The sequence below is a fragment of the Microbacterium sp. genome (assembly GCF_026393345.1).
Taxonomy (GTDB): Bacteria; Actinomycetota; Actinomycetes; order Actinomycetales; family Microbacteriaceae; genus Microbacterium.
Map to the genome: position 1 here is coordinate 20,598 of NZ_JAPLAI010000035.1, position 16,020 is coordinate 36,617.

Consider the following 16,020-nt stretch of genomic DNA (forward strand, 5'->3'; position numbering starts at 1 on the left):
CGAGCTCAGGCGAGGGCGATGAGCGGGGCGAGGTCCTCGCGGGAGAGCCGCATCCACGGGCCACGCGGGTTGACGATCAGGCCGAGGAGTCCCTCGTCCCCCGCGAGCGCCTTGGCGAGCTGGTCGGGACCGATGCGGACCGACTGGTCACCGCGGCCGAGGACGTGCAGTTCGAGCGGGTGCGAGAAGACCTCGAGCATCCGGTCGCCCTCGGGGGTGCGGACCTCGGAGACCCCGATCTTTCCGTCCTCGTTACGGCGCGCGGCCACCCACACCGGCGAGGTGGTGAGTGCCTGCACGAGCGCGGTGATCGCCGCATCCGACCGCTCCCCCACGAGCGCGGACTTCACGGCCTGCGTCTCGTCGAGGTCGGTAAGCGCCTTCTCGAGCAGGGCGCGCGGGAGCACGGCCGCCGCCGGTCCCGACGCATGGTCGAGCGCCAGGCCGCCGAAATCGCCGTCGACGACGTGTCGCAGCACCTGCAGGACGGGCAGCGCGACGGCCGAGGTCGCCGCGTCGCCGTCGGCGCGGACCGCGGCCTGGATCGCTTCGCCGCCGGAAAAGGCGAGCACGTACTTCTTGTCGGCGATCGTCGCGACAGCCATCGGCAGCCCCTGGTTCGCGGCGAGGAGCTCCCGCGCATCACCGCGTACCCGCACATACACGCGGCCCTGCAGCAACTGCCGGGCGACGTTGAGGATCTCGGCCGGTTCCGGCTTCGGGGGCAGCACGCCCAGCGCATCGGCGAGCAGCGTGTTCTCGGGCAGCCCGGGAACCTGCCGACGCGGCGTCGGCGTGGCCGCGGGAGACGGCGACGGGGTCGGTGCCGGCTCCTCCGCCAGGGATGCGGGCTTGTCGGGCGAGCCGTAGGTGGTCACCGAGATGGCGACGTCGGGAACACTCTCCGCGGGGGCTTCCGGCCCCGGAGACTCCTCGACCGGCGCCTCGACGGCGGGCTCGGCGGACTTCTTCGGGCGACGCGAGAACAAAGCCATCGGTCCAGCCTACGCGGGACCCCGCGCACCGAAAGTCGAGTCGGCGTCGCGCTACAGCTTCTCGATCGGGGCGATCTTGATGAGGAGCTTCTTCGCTCCGGCGGAGTCGAAGCGCACGTGCGCGACCCGCTTGGCACCCTCGCCGGTCACCGCATCCACGCGGCCCTCGCCGAAGTCCTCGTGCCGGATGCGGTCGCCCACGGTGAGCTCCATCTCGCTGTTGTCGCGCACCTTGGCGGGGATCCGGTTCGGGAACCGGTCGAGCGAGGTGGACTTCGGCTTCAGTGCGGGGATCTCCTCGCGACGCCCGCCCCAGCCACCGCCGCTGCCACCACTACCGCTGCCGCCGCGCCGGGCGTTCAGAGCACGCGACTGCGTCCCGCCGCGCGAGTTCACATCGCCCGGCGACTGCCGCCAGTCGATGAGCTCGGCCGGGATCTCCTGCAGGAAGCGGCTCGGCATGGCGACCGTGACCTCGCCGAACTGAGCACGGGTCATCGCGAGCGACAGGTAGAGGCGCTTGCGCGCGCGGGTCACGCCGACGTAGAACAACCGCCGCTCCTCGGAGGGGCCGCCCGGTTCGTTCGCCGAGATGCGGTGCGGGATGAGGTCTTCCTCCACGCCGGTGAGGAACACGGCGTCGAACTCCAAGCCCTTTGCGGTGTGCATCGTCATGAGCGACACCGAGCCGGATGCGTCGTCGAGGTCGTCCGCATCCGCGACCAGGGTGACCTCGGTGAGGAAGTCGATGATCGTGCCCTCGGGGTTGTTCCGCGCGAACTCGCGGGTGACCGCGATGAGCTCGTCGAGGTTTTCGAGGCGTGCTTCGTCTTGCGGGTCGCGGCTCGCACGGAGGGCGTCCATGTAGCCGGTCTTCTGCAGCAGCAGGCTGAGCCCCTCGGCGACGGCGGTGGGCGGCGCGAGTTCGCCGGAGGCGGGGAGCATCAGCGCGGTCGCCTCGACCAGCACCGCGTCGAGCTGCGCGATCGCGGCCTGGATCTTCGGGCCGACCCCGAGCGCAGCGGGGTTCGCGAGCGCATCACGGAAGGTGATGGCGTTGTCTTCGGCGTAGCGGGCGATCGCCGTCTCGGTCACGTCGCCGATGCCGCGGCGGGGCCGGTTCAGGATGCGGCGCACGGCCATCTCGTCGGCGGGGTTCGCGACCGCGACGAGGTAGGCGAGGGCGTCCTTGATCTCGGCGCGCTCGTAGAACTTCGTGCCGCCCATGATCTTGTACGGCAGCGCGGAGCGGATGAAGATCTCTTCCAGCGCACGGGACTGCGAGTTGGTGCGGTAGAACACGGCGATGTCGGAGTAGGCCATGCCGGCCCGGTGCAGTGCGTCGATCTCGTCGGCGACGAACTGCGCCTCATCGTGCTGCGAATAGCCGGTGAAGCCGATGATGGGGTCGCCCGCGCCGACATCGGTCCACAGCTTCTTGTCCTTGCGGTCGAAGTTGTTGCTGATGACCGCATTCGCGGCGGAGAGGATGTTCTGCGTCGACCGGTAGTTCTGCTCGAGCAGCACCACCTTCGCGCCGGGGAAGTCGCGCTCGAACTCGCTGATGTTGCGGATGTCGGCGCCGCGGAAGGCGTAGATCGACTGGTCCGAGTCGCCGACGACGGTGAGGGACGCGCCCTCGAGCTCGGGCGCGGCGTCGGCCTCGAAGATCATCATGCCGCCGGACGAGAACCCCTCGCCGCCGCTGCCGGTCACCGGCCGGGTGAGCTCGTGGATGAGGGCGTACTGGGCATGGTTGGTGTCCTGGTACTCGTCCACGAGAATGTGGCGGAAGCGGCGCCGATACACGTCGGCGATGTGCGGGAACGCGCGGAACAGGTAGACGGTCTGCGCGATGAGGTCGTCGAAGTCGAAGGCGTTCGATTTCTGCAGGTTCCGCTGGTAGTCGCCGAAGATCTGCACGAAGATGCGCTCGGCGGGGTCGCTCATATTCGCGGAGCGGGCGTAGGTCTCGGCGTCGCTGAGTTCGTTCTTGAGCTTGGAGATGCGACCCTGCACGGCCGCGGGGGTGAGGCCGTACGCATCCCCCTCGTGTTCCTTCACGAGCCGCTTGATGAGCGCGCGCGAGTCGCCCGAGTCGTAGATCGTGAACGCCGAGGTGAAGCCGAACTGCTGCGCCTCGCGGCGGAGGATGCGCACGCACGCGGAGTGGAACGTCGAGATCCACATACCGCGGGCACTGTCGCCGACCAGCTGCGTGACGCGTTCGCGCATCTCGCCGGCGGCTTTGTTCGTGAATGTGATCGAGAGGATCTGGCTCGGCCACGCCTCGCGACTGCGCAGCAGCGACGCGATGCGGTGCGTCAGCACGCGGGTCTTGCCGGATCCGGCGCCAGCGACGATGAGAAGCGCGGGGCCACGGTAGACCACCGCCTCACGCTGGGGCGGGTTCAGACCTGCGAGGAGGTCGTCGTCGGGACGCGCGTCTGCGGGGACGACAACGGGAACGGATGCCGCGGCGCGCGCGGCCGGGGAGGCCTCGGTCATGTCTCATCAAGTCTAGGTCGGGCCGCCGACACGGGCGACGGCCCCTGCGGCGTCGTCAGAAGGGTGCCCGATCGTCCGCGCCATTTCGCGCCGGGACGAAGTGCACCGTCGGGACGGGTGGGGTGTCGATGTAGATGCGGCCGAGCGGTGAGGTCCATTCGAGGATGCCGCCGCCGAGTTGCCTGACCCGCCAGGGAGTGAACTGTTTCATCGTGTGGTGGCGGTCGCAGAGGGATGCTTCGTTGTCGATGTGGGTGGGGCCGCCGAGGTGGTGGTCGACGGTGTGGTCGACGTCGCATCTGATCGCAGGCAGCCGACACCCCGGCCAGCGACAATGTCGGTCGCGGGCTTTGATGAACAGCCGTTGCGAGGCGCACGCGAGCCGCGCATCGCTGTGGAGCACGGTGCCGGTGATCGGGTCGGTGATCACCCGGATCCAGTGCCGTCCTGCGGCTGCGGTGCTGTCTGCGAGCCGACGGGCGGTGTCGGCGTCGATGGGGGAGCGCCCGACGAGGTCGACGGGAGCGTCGTCGGCTCCGAGGAGGGTGGTTGCGGCGACGACGACCTGGACCGTCGCGCGGATCGCGCCGAGGGTTCCCGGGCCGTCATCGGTGCGGGTGGGGTCGGCGGTGACGGCGGAGGTCAGCAGCATGTCGGCGAAGATGTCGAACTGCATCTGCGGGATCGTCCGCCCATCCGACGCCAGTAGCGCATCCTCGACGCTCGCTCCTTCGTCCGAACCCGCAGCCACACCTTCTGCGACGGAACTGGCCGCGGCGATGCCGAACGAGGCGCCCGCATTCGCGGCCTTCGTCCTCGCCTTCGCTTGCGCGCGGGCGTCTGCCAGAGCGCGGGCCTGCTGATGGGTGCGGTCGACGATCGCCTCGATGAGTAGGGTCGGTCCGATCACCGTCAGACCCGACATGCCGTCGGAGAGCGCGTAGGCGCGCAGGCTCCGCTGTTCGCGTGCCTCCGCGTGACGCTCCGTCAGGGTGCGCGGGTGCAGCCGCTCTGCGAGCAGGGCGAGCTCATCGCGCAGTCTGCTCGCGGACTCGTCTTCGGCTCGAGCGGCCGCGCGACGATCGAATTCTTCGCGCGCAGCGGGTGGCAGGGGCGTGCCGAGGTCGCTGATCAGATGGACATGCGCTCTCGTGATCGTCCCCTGCTCGTACGCGGCGAGGGTGGCCGGGAACCCCGACACGATCTGCGCGGCGTCGCCGATCTGCCGCTGGACCGAGCGATCGGAGAGGCGCGATGCCGCCGCAATCTCGGAGGCGATGGCGCGGAGTGCCATATCGCGCGCCTTCACTCGGCCGGGTTGTCCCACCGTCTCGGTCTCGGCCAGCTGGAACGCATCCGCAAGCAGCCGCCGTCGCTTGGCGTCAGTGGCCGCCGCTACTACGTCGAGCGACTGCACCCCCTGCACGATCTCGGCGAGGCGGTTGATCCCCGCGTCGCTGAGATTCGTGAAAACCTGCTCCCGCATCGCTGCCCCTTGTCGTCGTCGACAGCACGTGCGTGCTGCTCGATCGCCGGGGCACTCGGCGGATATTGGGTGATCAGAAGGTGTCTTCCGACCTGAGAACAGTCTCCCACCACCCTCCGACATTGCGATTCGTCGGCGGGCGCGACCCTGGCGGGGCGGCGCAAAGTCCGCGACGAGCGCTGAAAAAGGCGGTGCGATCGCTGAAGGTGGGCCTAGAGCCGGAGCGACCGACGGTGGACGAGGACCATCACGCCACCGATGATCGCGAGGACGGCGCCGATCGCGACGACCACCCAGGCGAGGGCATCGAGCGGCGGAGTCTGACCCGGCAGGAGTGCGAGAAGCGCGTGCGGGAGCAGCCCGAGTCCGTCGTCCCAGAGTGCGATGACACGTGACGGGCCGGCGGCGGCGACAACGGCGGCCGGGACGAGCAGCCCGACGCCGATCGCAGCGAGCAGGCCCCCGAGGGCATAAAACGTGCCGCCCTGCACCTGCAGCGCCCAGCCGGCGGCAACGAAGGCCCAGACGAACAGGGCGAACGCGACCGCGACGAACGCGATCCGCAGCACCGGGTTGCTCCAGAACTCGTGAGAGAAGCCGTCCGCGCCCGTGACCGACAGCGCCACCAGCGTGAGGGTGCAGCGGACGACCACGACGCCACCGACTGCCGCGATGACGGGCCACGGCGAGCGGTGCCCGACGACGAGCCGCAGCACCAGCGCGAACACGGTCCACCCGCCGATGACGAGGATGAGGTGAACGAAAGTGGTGGCGGAACTCTGCAGGATGCGGGTGGCCACGAGCAGAGCGACGGGCACGAGGAAGATGAGCCAGCGGTCGAGCGGCAGCAGTCCTAGCGTCGACTCGCGCGCGCGCCACGGGGTGGTGGCCGACAGCCAGGTCGCGCGGGCGGCCGCGGCGCCGGGACGACCGACGAGGCGGGTGTGCGCCGAAACGGCACCGATCGCGATCCACATCGCCGCGAGCAGCAGCAGGATGCGGGCCAGCCATTCGGTCGGCAGTGCCGGTTCGGTCAGCGGCCGGACGGGCTGCGGCAGGAGGCCGCCGATCACGCCACCGATGACCATCAGGACGGCGACGACGATGACCGCGAACACACCACGCCGCTGCGTCATTGTCATCCGTTCAGCGTAGTGCGCCCGTATCCGCCGGAAGACCCAGCGGGGGCGTCCGCAGACACCGGTTCGGTAACAGCGTCGCGCTGTCATCCGGCGTCACGTGCGGTCACGGTTCGTCAGAACGTGGCGGGTGTCGGAGCGGCTGCCTACGGTGGACACATCGCGGCGATCCGGGTGGTCCCGGGCACCGGTTCATACCCGGTCGTGTTGCGGGTTCGACTCCCGCCGTCGCGTCTACCGGCCGCACGCTCGCCGCCCACAGGGAGACACCGCCCTAGGCTGAACGGGTGGATGCGGCTGAACCGCGACTGCCGTTCGATCCGGCGTCGCTTTCCGTGCGGGAGCTTCTGGCCTCCTCCGTCGCCGTGCTCACGGAGCTCACACGGCGCGGACTCGTTCGTACTCGAAACTCTCCACTAGGCGATCTCGCCGAGTCGCTCGCGGTCCGCGCCTACGGCGGCGAGCTCGCCCCGAACTCCGAGAAGAGCTACGACCTCACCGCAACGGATGGTCGCCGCATCCAGGTCAAGGCACGGCTCGTCGACCCGCTCGACAAGCGGTCGCAGAATTTCTCGGCCTTCCGGTCATGGGACTTCGAGACGGCACTGTTCGTCCTGTTCGACGCGCACACGTACGAGATCGTCTGGGCTCGTGAACTCACCTGCGACGAAGCACGGTCGATCGGTCGCCATGTCGAGCACACGAATTCGTCCGCGATTCTGGTGCGAGGGGTCGCCGCCGCGGGCATCGATGTCACCGCCCGTCTGACCGACGCATTCGACCGCATCGACGAGCCCGCCGAGGCGTCCACGCCGTTGTGACACGTCCGGTCGCACCTCACACCGCGGGCCCCACCACCACCAGCCCGCTCTCGTAGGCGTAGATCACGCACTGCGCGCGGTCGTGGGCACCGAGCTTCGCCATGATCCGCTTCAGGTGGGTCTTCGCGGTGTGGGCGGAGATGAACAGTTCTGCCGCGATCTCGTCGTTCGACAGGCCCCGCGCGACGAGCACGAGGATCTCCTGCTCGCGCGCGGTGAGGTTCGAGGGATCGACGATCGCCGCGCGCGCCGGCGCGGCCTGCAGGTACCGGCCGATCAGCGCACGGGTCGCCACCGGGGAGAGCAACGCATCGCCCGCGTGAACGGCACGGACGGCGCGACCGATCTCCTCGGGTTCCGCGCCCTTGCCGATGAAGCCGCTGGCGCCGGCGCGGAGCGCGGCGACCACGTACTCGTCGTCTTCGAAGGTCGTGAGCACGAGCACCCGGGTGTCGGCGAGCGCCGGGTCGGCGCAGATGGCCGCGGTGGCATCAATGCCGTCCAGGACCGGCATCCGGATGTCCATCACGATGACGTCGGGGCGGAGCTCCCCCGCAAGGTCACGGGCCTCGGCCCCGTTCTCGGCCTCGCCGACGACATCGATGTCCGGTTCCCCGCGCAGCAGCTGCGCGACGGCCCGGCGGATGAGGGGCTGATCGTCGGCGATCACGACGCGGATCACGTGGCCGCCCCCGAGATCGGCAGCAGGGCGTCGACGCGGAACGTCCCGCCCTCGCGGGAGGCCTGCAGTGTCCCGCCGACGGCGGCGACCCGCTCCCGCATCCCGAGGATCCCACGCCCGGGTGTCGCATCGGTCACCGGGACCGTCGCGGCCGGATTGCTGACCACGATGCGCAGGCCCGCCGCATCCCGCTCGATGAGGACATGCGCGCGGGAGTCCGACCCGTGCTTCTGCGCGTTCGTGAGCGCCTCCTGGATCACGCGGTATGCCGTGACGTCGACGGCGGCGGGAAGCGCGGAGACATCGGCGTCCACGCGAGAGGTCACTCGCAACCCGGAAGCCTCGAAGTCGTCGGTGAGCGCCGCCACCCGGGTGAGGCTCGGGACGGGTGCCCGCGCCGCGCCGTCATCCTCGGCGCGAAGGCTCGACATCAGGTCCCCGATCTCACTCAGCACCCGCCGCGCCGCGGTGCGGACGGTCGCGAGCGCCTCCCGGGCGGTGTCGGGGTCGTCCTCCAGTGCGCGGCTCGCGACACCCGCGTTCAGGCTCACGACGGAGATCTGGTGCGCGACCGCGTCGTGGAGGTCCCGCGCGATGCGCAGCCGATCCTCGGCGACGCGACGGGATGCTTCGGCCTCCCGCGCCTGCTCCGCATCCAGGGCGCGCTGCGTGAGCCCGGCGATGAACGCCCGGCGCGACCGCACCGCATCCCCCGCCGCCCCGAAGAAACCGACCGTCAGCACGATCAGCGCGGTCAGCGGATACAGCGTGCTCCACTCCTGCACGAGCCCGAACGGCAGCATGACGACGATGACGCTGGGCACGGTGAGAAGGACGGTGCGCCGCGGGTATCGGGATGCGATGGTGAAGACGGCGATCCCGGTCGGCAGGGCGGAGAACGGCGTCAGCACGAGCGAGAACGCCGCCGCGCCAAAGCACGCCACACACGCGACCAGGACGACCCACGGCAACCGTCGCCGCAGGAACATCAGCCCGGCCGGCAGCACCGCGATCGCAGAGCCCCAGACCGGCGGTTCGACGCCGGCTCGTGCCAGCGGCCCGAGCGTCGTCGCGAGCACGACGATCGAGGCGAGCAGGTCCCGCGCCCACCCGGGTGGGCGCCCACGCGGCGGTCCCGCCACCGGGGCGGCGGAGGGCGACGGTGCGCTGTGCATGCCCCCAGTATCGACCGCACGCTCCGCCGGATGCGGGTCTCCGGCGCCGAATACCCCAGCCGGGGTAGCGGATTGCCCTGCCAGGGCGACGCGGACCCCTGCCCGCCAGGCGGAGGCTCGACCTACCGCCGAAAGCCCTTGAGGAGGCACACCATGCCCGCATCCGTCGTGACCCGCGACCGCAACACCTCCGTCCTGTCGGTCCGGGGGCTTCACCGCACCTACGGCCGCGGCCCGAACGCGTTCGAGGCACTCCGCGGGATCGACCTCGACATCCGACTCGGCGAGAGCGTCGCGATCGTCGGCAAGAGCGGCTCGGGAAAGTCGACACTGATGCATCTGCTGGCACTGCTCGACCGGCCGAGCGAGGGCACCGTGGTGCTCGACGGCCGGGATGTGCGCGAGATGTCGGGCCGCGAGCTCAACCGGGCGCGAAACAAGACGTTCGGTTTCGTGTTCCAGCAGTTCTTCCTCACCCCGAGCCAGACGACGGTGGAGAACGTGATGCTGCCGCTGAAGATCGCCGGGGTGGGCCGGCGTACCCGCCGCGAGCGGGCCCTCCGCACGCTCGACCAGCTCGAGCTCGGCGACAAATCCAAGAACCGTGCGGTGGACCTCTCCGGCGGGCAGAAGCAGCGCGCGGTGATCGCGCGGGCACTCGTCAACGACCCGCGGATCATTTTCGCCGATGAGCCGACCGGCAACCTCGACAGCGTCACCGGCGGCGTCGTGGAAGACATCCTGTTCGACCTGAATCGCAACCTCGGGATCACGCTCGTGATCGTCACGCACGACGAGGATCTGGCCGCACGCTGCGACCGCCGCATCCACATCCGCGATGGCCGCGTCGACGGGGAGGACGCCCGATGAACGCCGCAGACCTCGTCGCCACCGGCGTCTCGAACACACTGCGGGCGCGCGCTCGGACAACCCTGACGGTCCTCGCGATCTTCGTCGGCGCGTTCACCCTCACCCTCACGAGCGGACTCGGCACCGGCATCAACCGCTACATCGACGACACCGTCTCCGCCCTCGGCGCGAGCGATGTGATCACGGTCACGAAGGTCAGCGATGTCGACGCCGGCGCCACCGCATCCGGCCCACGCGAATACGACCCGGATGCCGTCGTCACCGGCCAGGGTCTGGCCCGCAACGCCGTCACCCTCATGACGGCATCCGACCTCGATGACATCGGTGCAATCGACGGCGTCCTCGACGTTGCACCGGTCACCTCGGTGCAGCTCGACTACGTCCAGTACGCCGAGGGCGCACCCTATGTCGCGGGCCTCACCGCACTGGTGGCCGGCCAGACGGTGCAGCTCGCCGCCGGGACCGCGCCGGACGTGGATGCGGCCGAGCTCGAGGTCACGATCCCGGTGAGCTACGTCGAGCCGCTCGGCTTCGACGACGCGGACGAGGCGATCGGCGAGACCCTCGACCTCACACTGACGGATGCGGCGTTCACCGCGCACACGGTTCCCGCGGTCATCGTGGCGGTCGCCGAGGAAGGGCTCACCGGCCCGGGAGGCTCGAGCCTCATCGCGAACACCGCCCTGCAGGATGAGCTCGCGACGCTGCAGAGTGCGGGACTACCGGCCGACCAGCTCGACCGATGGTCGTCGGCCACCGCGTGGTTCGACCCGGGCCTCACGACAACGCAGATCGACAACCTGAAGGCGCGCCTCGCCGACGCCGGATACACCGGCACGACGACCGCCGATCAGCTCGGCGCCTTCACCACGGTCATCGACACCATCGTGCTCGTCCTCAACGTCTTCGCCGCGATCGCCCTGCTCGCCGCGGGATTCGGGATCGTGAACACCCTGCTCATGTCGGTGCAGGAACGCACCCGCGAGATCGGCCTGATGAAGGCACTCGGCATGAGCAGTGCCCGGGTGTTCACCCTCTTCAGCATCGAAGCCGTGTTCATCGGGTTCCTCGGCAGCGCCATCGGCGTCGCGGCGGCGATGGTCGTCGGGACCGCTGCCAGCAGCATCCTCGCCGGTGCGCTGCTCTCCGCCCTGCCGGGACTCACGATCATCGCCTTCGACCCGGTGACGATCGCGCTCACGATCCTGCTCATCATGTTCGTCGCATTCCTCGCCGGCACTCTGCCCGCAGCCCGCGCCGCCGGGAAGGACCCGGTCGAGGCGCTCCGTTACGAGTAAGCCGCTCCACCCCATCGGAAATCACAGGAGGAAGACATGACCGTATCGACTCTCGGCTACCCGGCCCGCGTCGGCATCCCGCTCAGCGCGCTCATCGTCGCCGTCATCGGGAGCGCCGTGAACGCATTGATCGCGTGGGGCGGCGTGTCGCTCGGGGCGGCAGCCACCGGCGGACTGCTGCCCGCGGCCTACATCCCGGCCACCGTTGTCGCCGCGATCGGCGGCGCGATCGGCTGGCACCTGATCAACCGGTACGCGCGCGATCCGCGACGGGTGATGCGGTGGCTCGTTCCCGCGTTCCTGGTGCTGTCGTTCATCCCCGACGTCATCGTGGGTCTCAGTCTCGGCTGGCTTGTCACGGTGACGCTGATGGCGATGCACGTGGCCACGATCACGGTCGGGGTGACCACGTACTCCCGGCTCATGCCGCTCCACCCCGCCGGTGTTCCGGCACCGCCGGAAGGCTCACCGGCCTGATCGGCGGGTCAGTCCATCGCGAGCGCGGCGGCGCGGAGTATCTGGTCCATCGTCGGCACACCGCTCGCCCGGACGACCTCGCGCCCCTCACCGTTCCGGACGATGACGGTCGGGGTGGCGGCGATGTCGAGCTCCTCGGCCAGGTCCGGCTCGAAGGCGACATCATGCTCGGTGAGGCGGCTTTCGGGGATCACTCCCGCGGCCGTTTCGAGCAGCATCCGGGTCTGTGCGCATGCGCCGCAGAACGAGGATGAGAACAGCTCGAAGTGGACACTCACCCGGGTCACGCTACGCCCATGGTCAGGCCGCGGTCTGGGTGTGCCGCAGCGCCGCGAGCTCACGGCCGGACCGGACCGCCGCGGCCTCGGCGCCGGCCTTGATCTCGGCCGCCATATCGGTGAAGGCGTCGAGCGCCGGGTTGACCCCGACGAGGGTGAACTCACGCTGGACGACGCGCAGGTCGAGGCCCCAGACGTCTTCGAGTACCCGGCGAAGCCACGACGTGGAGTGGTCCCAGCCCTCCTTCGGGGTTCCGGGGCTGTAGTTGCCGCCGAGGACCGTGACGAGCGTGGCCGGCTTGCCACGGAGGGCGGTGCCCTCGGGGTTGATGCGGGGGTCGGTATAGGCGAGGTCGAACCAGGCCTTGAAGTGCTGGGACACCCCGAAGTTGTAGAGCGGGACGGTGAACAGCAGCGCGTCCGCGGTCACGAGCTCGTCGGCCAGGGTCGTGGCGAGGGCGATCGCGTCCCGCTGCGCCTCGGAGCGGTCGGCCTCGGGGGTGAAACCGCCGGTTACGGCGTTCGGCCACGCGGTGGCGGGGATCGGGTCGGCGGCGAGGTCGCGCCGGACAACGGTCGAATCCGGATGTGCGGCGACCCATTGTTCTTCGACGAGGTCCCCCAGCGCTCGGCTCGAGGACGTGGCGGGAAGGATGCTGGCATCCAGGCGGAACAGCGTCACGATGACTCCAATCGCATTTTGACTAGTCGCTCTGCTTTTCAAAGCGACTTTGGTGACACTAGCACGATAGACTCCCGCCATGGACGTGAACGAGGAGGGGCGGCACCAGTGCGACGCCACGGTGACCCTCGCGTTCTCGATCCTCGGCAAGCGGTGGAACGGCATGATCATCGACTCCCTCGGCGCAGGCCCGATGTCGTTCGTCGCGCTGCGCCGCGCCGTCACGGGGATCAGCGATGCCGTGCTCTCCGACCGGCTCGCCGAACTCGCCGACGCGACGCTTCTGACGCGCAGCGTCGACCCCGGCCCCCCGGTCGCCGTGACCTATGAGCTCACCCCGGGCGGCGAGCAGCTCATCCCCGTGCTCCGACAACTCGGTCAGTGGGCCGAGGCGAACCTCGTGGTGGGCCCGAAGGCCTGACCCCACCGCAGGCCGCTGCTGCGGTCCGTCCTCGGCGACGGTAGCGTGGCGCGCGCGGGCACCGCGTCCGCAGGCGGTCGAGACGTGATGCCGGAAGATCGAATCGAACTGTGGTGGCTGCCGGTCGGCGCGGGCGGTCATGTGGTGATCCACACGAGTGCGTGGTGGGAACACCTGCAGGCGCGGCGCGAGCGACGATCCCCGCAGCCGCTGTACCACGCGGCGCTCGAGGTGTTCCAGGGCGGGCACCGGCACCTCATCGAGATGACGCCGGCGTGGAGCGCGCCGGTGCACGAGCGGGGGGTCGTGGCCACCGGGCCGGTGGGGGCTCGATGGCTCGGGTTCAGCCGCTTCTTCCGCTACGAGGTGCGCTGCTGGGCGGACGGCATCCTGCCCGACCGGGAGTGGGCGGTGGCGTCGCCCGCGACGTTCCCGCTGGCGTCCGGGACGGCCGAGGCACTGATCGCGCGCGTCGGCCGGATCCCGGCGTACACCTGGGGGCGAGACGCACTCGGATGCGGGGACATGTGGAATTCGAACTCCCTCGCGTCGTGGCTGCTGCTCACGGCCGGCATCGATGCCGAACGCGTCGTGCCTCCGTCCGGGGGCCGGGCTCCGGGGTGGCGGGCCGGGCTCGTGGCCGGGCGTGAGGAGCGGGATCGGACGGCGGCGACCTGACCGTCGTTCAGCGACGTCGCAGCGCCAGCACCGGGATCACCCGGTCAGTCTTCTCCTCATAGGCCTTGAAGCCGGGGCTCGCGGTCGTGAACCGCGCCCAGGCGGCGTCGCGCTCCTCGCCCTCGAGGCGGGTGGCGCGCACCGGCACCACACCCTCCGGTGTCTCGATGTCGACGTCCGGGTGGGCGAGCAGATTGTGGAACCAGGCGGGATTGTCCGGGGCGCCGGCCTTGGATGCGGCGATGAGCCAGGTGTCCGTATCCTCGCGGATGGCCATCACCGGGGTGAGGCGTTCGACACCGCTGCGGGCACCGATGTGATGCAACAGCACCAGCTTGTCGCCGAATCTGTCGACCGTACCGCCGTTCGCACGGAACTGTTCGATGATCTGCTGGTTCCAGTCGCTCACGCGTCGCTCCTCCGTAGACCCGGCCGCGGCGTGGAAGCCTGTGGCGGGCACACCATGGGTAGCACTTCCCGTCACCGCACGGCAAGCCCGTCGCTCCGCGGTGGGCGGTGGGATGGACTGAGGACATGTCGTTGACTGCTGTGCCTCCGGCCGCCTGGTTTTCCGTGCCGTTCCGCGACCGCGGCCCGCTCAGTGCGCTCATCATGGCGGCGATCGACTCTCCCGAAGCCGCCTTCGACGCCATCCCGGAGGCGGCGGCCGAGGCCGCGTCGCGGACGCCCGATGCGATCCACGACGGTGACCTGCAGCTGGCACTGTTCGTCCTCTACGGTCTCGCGTACGGATCGTTCGGCCCGCTCGGCGCCGACGTGGAGTGGCATCCCGATCTGCTCCGCGCCCGCGCGATCCTCGAGGCGGTGTTCGAGCAGCACCTCCGCGACCGGGTCTCCCCGCCTGCACTCCCCTCGCAGGTGACGGCGGGCACGATGGCATCGACCCTGTTCGATCTGACGGCGCCGACGCCCGGACCGAGCCTCGCCCGCTTCGTCGAGAAGAAGGCCACGCCCGAGCAGATCCGCGAGATGCTCATCCTCCGGAGCATCTACACGCTGCGGGAAGCCGACCCGCACTCCTGGGCCATCCCGCGGCTCACCGGTCGCGCGAAGGCGGCGCTGGTCGAGATCCAGTCCGACGAATACGGCGGCGGACGACCCGAGCGCATGCACGCCGTGCTCTACGCCGACGCGATGCGGGGCGCCGGACTCGATGACGGTTACGGCACCTACCTGGACCGGGTCCCGGCCGTCATCCTGGCGCACCAGAACGTGATGTCGATGTTCGGCCTGAACCGGCGCCTGCTCGGCGCCGTGGTCGGGCACCTGGCGGCGTTCGAGATGACCTCGTCCCTTCCCAACCGGCGGTACGCCGACGGCCTCCGGCGGGCCGGTTTCGGGACGGATGTCACGGCGTACTTCGACGAGCACGTCGAGGCCGACGCCGTCCACGAGCAGATCGCCGGACGGGATCTCGCCGGCGGCCTGGCCGAGGATCAGCCCGCCCTCGCGGCGGACATCCTCTTCGGCGCCGCCGCGTGCCTGCTCATGGACGATCTCGTCGCCGAGCACGCGCTGCGGGCGTGGGAGTCGGGCGCGAGCGCGCTCCGGCCTGCCGCGGAGGCGTCATGACCGGATCGCGCGAACGAGACCGAGAGGATGCGACCATGACGGATCCCGAGGTACAGCTCGTCGTGTGCCCCGACGGGCCGCTGCTCGTCCGCGGAGCGATCGATCTCCGCGACGACGAGGGGAACCCGATCGTCTCCCGCCGCCGCACGGTCGCGCTGTGCCGCTGCGGGAACTCCGCGATCAAGCCATGGTGCGACGGCACGCACAAGCTCCTGCGGCCGCACGGCGGCCCGGCGTCCTGACCCGCTACCCGGCCGGGTACGGGTTCGAGCGCAGCAACTCCGCGAGGGCTGCCGCGTTGCGCGCGAGCGTGCGGGTCGCCGAGGCCACCGCTTCGGGCGTCTCGTCGAGGTCCTTGTAGTCGACCGACTGCATGGCCTCGCCGTTCCAGTACGTACCGCCCTGCGCCGGGATCGTGTACCCCACGTCGTTGAGCCCCTGGAAGAGGTCGGCGGTGATCTTGTGGGCGCCGTCCTCGTTGCCGACGACAGCGGTGACCGCGACCTTGCCGAACAGGTGTGGCCGCCCTTCCGCATCCGTCTCCGACAGCTCCGCATCCAGGCGTTCCAGCACGCGCTGCGCGACGGAGGACATGTGTCCCATCCACGTCGGGGTGCCGATCACGAGGATGTCGGCGGCGAGCACCTGCTCACGAAGCGTCGGCCACGCGTCCCCCTCTCCCATATCGGCGTCGACGCCGGGCTTCACATCGTGGTCGACGACGCGCAGCTGCGAGCCGACAACGCCGTGCAGGGCGAGTTCGCCCAGCACCTGCGACAGCAGGAGCTCGGTGCTCGAGGGCTCATCGCCCGGCTTCAGGGTGCAGTTGAGGGCGACGGCGCGCAGCGGGGTCTGTTCGGGGGAATCCATGCCGACACGCTAGACGTGGCATGCGGTGCCCCGGCCCGGGGTTGACA

18 protein-coding genes and 1 tRNA gene are annotated in these 16,020 nt (G+C 70.0%); 9 read left to right on the forward strand and 10 right to left on the reverse strand.

Going from position 1 to position 16,020, the window contains the following annotated elements; all coding sequences use genetic code 11:
• Nucleotides 1–5 precede the first annotated feature (5 nt).
• The 4 genes from NT132_RS04925 to NT132_RS04940 form a co-directional block, all read right to left on the reverse strand.
• Nucleotides 6–995: an SseB family protein gene (locus NT132_RS04925; RefSeq protein WP_297785690.1), complete on the reverse strand. Its 990-nt coding sequence runs from the start codon at nt 993–995 to the stop codon at nt 6–8.
• Between the two features lie 51 nt (nt 996–1,046).
• Nucleotides 1,047–3,503 (reverse strand): ATP-dependent helicase, encoded by a 2,457-nt coding sequence (locus NT132_RS04930; protein WP_297785693.1) that lies wholly within the window; start codon nt 3,501–3,503, stop codon nt 1,047–1,049.
• A 55-nt stretch (nt 3,504–3,558) separates the two neighbouring features.
• Nucleotides 3,559–4,989 carry an HNH endonuclease signature motif containing protein gene (locus tag NT132_RS04935; RefSeq protein ID WP_297785696.1) on the reverse strand — a complete coding sequence of 477 codons (1,431 nt, stop codon included), beginning with the start codon at nt 4,987–4,989 and terminating at the stop codon, nt 3,559–3,561.
• Between the two features lie 212 nt (nt 4,990–5,201).
• On the reverse strand, nt 5,202–6,131 hold the full coding sequence (locus tag NT132_RS04940) for a hypothetical protein (RefSeq protein WP_297785699.1): 930 nt from the start codon (nt 6,129–6,131) through the stop codon (nt 5,202–5,204).
• Between the two features lie 158 nt (nt 6,132–6,289).
• Here NT132_RS04940 and NT132_RS04945 point away from each other — a divergent pair.
• A tRNA-Met gene (locus NT132_RS04945) sits at nt 6,290–6,362 on the forward strand.
• 53 nt (nt 6,363–6,415) lie between these two features.
• A complete protein-coding gene (locus NT132_RS04950) occupies nt 6,416–6,949 on the forward strand; it encodes a hypothetical protein (RefSeq protein ID WP_297785702.1) in 534 nt (177 codons plus the stop codon).
• A gap of 16 nt (nt 6,950–6,965) precedes the next feature.
• Here the strand turns inward: NT132_RS04950 and NT132_RS04955 are convergent, their stop codons facing one another.
• Entirely contained in the window at nt 6,966–7,631 is a 666-nt protein-coding gene (locus NT132_RS04955) for a response regulator transcription factor (protein WP_297785705.1), read from the reverse strand.
• Nucleotides 7,628–8,806: a histidine kinase gene (locus tag NT132_RS04960; RefSeq protein WP_297785707.1), complete on the reverse strand. Its 1,179-nt coding sequence runs from the start codon at nt 8,804–8,806 to the stop codon at nt 7,628–7,630. Before NT132_RS04960 ends, NT132_RS04955 begins: the two co-directional genes overlap by 4 nt.
• 153 nt (nt 8,807–8,959) lie before the next feature.
• Here NT132_RS04960 and NT132_RS04965 point away from each other — a divergent pair, with 153 nt between their 5' ends.
• Genes NT132_RS04965 through NT132_RS04975 form a run of 3 tightly spaced genes read left to right on the forward strand, consistent with a single transcriptional unit; the run spans nt 8,960 to nt 11,451 of the window.
• A complete protein-coding gene (locus tag NT132_RS04965; RefSeq protein WP_297785710.1) occupies nt 8,960–9,676 on the forward strand; it encodes an ABC transporter ATP-binding protein in 717 nt (238 codons plus the stop codon).
• A complete protein-coding gene (locus NT132_RS04970) occupies nt 9,673–10,974 on the forward strand; it encodes an ABC transporter permease (RefSeq protein ID WP_297785713.1) in 1,302 nt (433 codons plus the stop codon). The genes NT132_RS04965 and NT132_RS04970 overlap by 4 nt, the downstream gene beginning before the upstream one ends.
• A 36-nt stretch (nt 10,975–11,010) precedes the next feature.
• Nucleotides 11,011–11,451, forward strand: a complete 441-nt coding sequence (locus tag NT132_RS04975) for a DUF6069 family protein (RefSeq protein WP_297785716.1) — start codon at nt 11,011–11,013, stop codon at nt 11,449–11,451.
• A gap of 8 nt (nt 11,452–11,459) precedes the next feature.
• Here NT132_RS04975 and NT132_RS04980 read toward each other — a convergent pair whose 3' ends face one another.
• Both NT132_RS04980 and NT132_RS04985 read right to left on the reverse strand, forming a co-directional pair.
• Nucleotides 11,460–11,729 (reverse strand): thioredoxin family protein, encoded by a 270-nt coding sequence (locus NT132_RS04980; protein WP_297785719.1) that lies wholly within the window; start codon nt 11,727–11,729, stop codon nt 11,460–11,462.
• Between the two features lie 22 nt (nt 11,730–11,751).
• Nucleotides 11,752–12,411: an NAD(P)H-dependent oxidoreductase gene (locus tag NT132_RS04985; RefSeq protein WP_297785722.1), complete on the reverse strand. Its 660-nt coding sequence runs from the start codon at nt 12,409–12,411 to the stop codon at nt 11,752–11,754.
• A 79-nt stretch (nt 12,412–12,490) separates the two neighbouring features.
• On the opposite strand from NT132_RS04985, the gene NT132_RS04990 reads away from it, so the two are divergent.
• Together NT132_RS04990 and NT132_RS04995 are read left to right on the forward strand one after the other, a co-directional pair.
• Nucleotides 12,491–12,832 carry a helix-turn-helix domain-containing protein gene (locus tag NT132_RS04990; protein WP_297785725.1) on the forward strand — a complete coding sequence of 114 codons (342 nt, stop codon included), beginning with the start codon at nt 12,491–12,493 and terminating at the stop codon, nt 12,830–12,832.
• 87 nt (nt 12,833–12,919) lie between these two features.
• Complete coding sequence (locus NT132_RS04995; protein ID WP_297785728.1) at nt 12,920–13,510, forward strand: hypothetical protein; 591 nt, start codon at nt 12,920–12,922, stop codon at nt 13,508–13,510.
• Between the two features lie 7 nt (nt 13,511–13,517).
• Here the strand turns inward: NT132_RS04995 and NT132_RS05000 are convergent, their stop codons facing one another.
• Nucleotides 13,518–13,919 carry a nitroreductase/quinone reductase family protein gene (locus NT132_RS05000; protein WP_297785733.1) on the reverse strand — a complete coding sequence of 134 codons (402 nt, stop codon included), beginning with the start codon at nt 13,917–13,919 and terminating at the stop codon, nt 13,518–13,520.
• Between the two features lie 125 nt (nt 13,920–14,044).
• Between NT132_RS05000 and NT132_RS05005 the strand changes: the two genes are divergently transcribed.
• Nucleotides 14,045–15,103: an iron-containing redox enzyme family protein gene (locus NT132_RS05005; protein ID WP_297785737.1), complete on the forward strand. Its 1,059-nt coding sequence runs from the start codon at nt 14,045–14,047 to the stop codon at nt 15,101–15,103.
• Nucleotides 15,104–15,138: 35 nt separating this feature from the next.
• Entirely contained in the window at nt 15,139–15,345 is a 207-nt protein-coding gene (locus tag NT132_RS05010; RefSeq protein WP_297785740.1) for a CDGSH iron-sulfur domain-containing protein, read from the forward strand.
• Nucleotides 15,346–15,349: 4 nt separating this feature from the next.
• On the opposite strand, the gene NT132_RS05015 is transcribed toward NT132_RS05010, so the two are convergent.
• Nucleotides 15,350–15,973: an NAD(P)H-dependent oxidoreductase gene (locus NT132_RS05015; RefSeq protein ID WP_297785743.1), complete on the reverse strand. Its 624-nt coding sequence runs from the start codon at nt 15,971–15,973 to the stop codon at nt 15,350–15,352.
• Nucleotides 15,974–16,020: the final 47 nt, after the last annotated feature.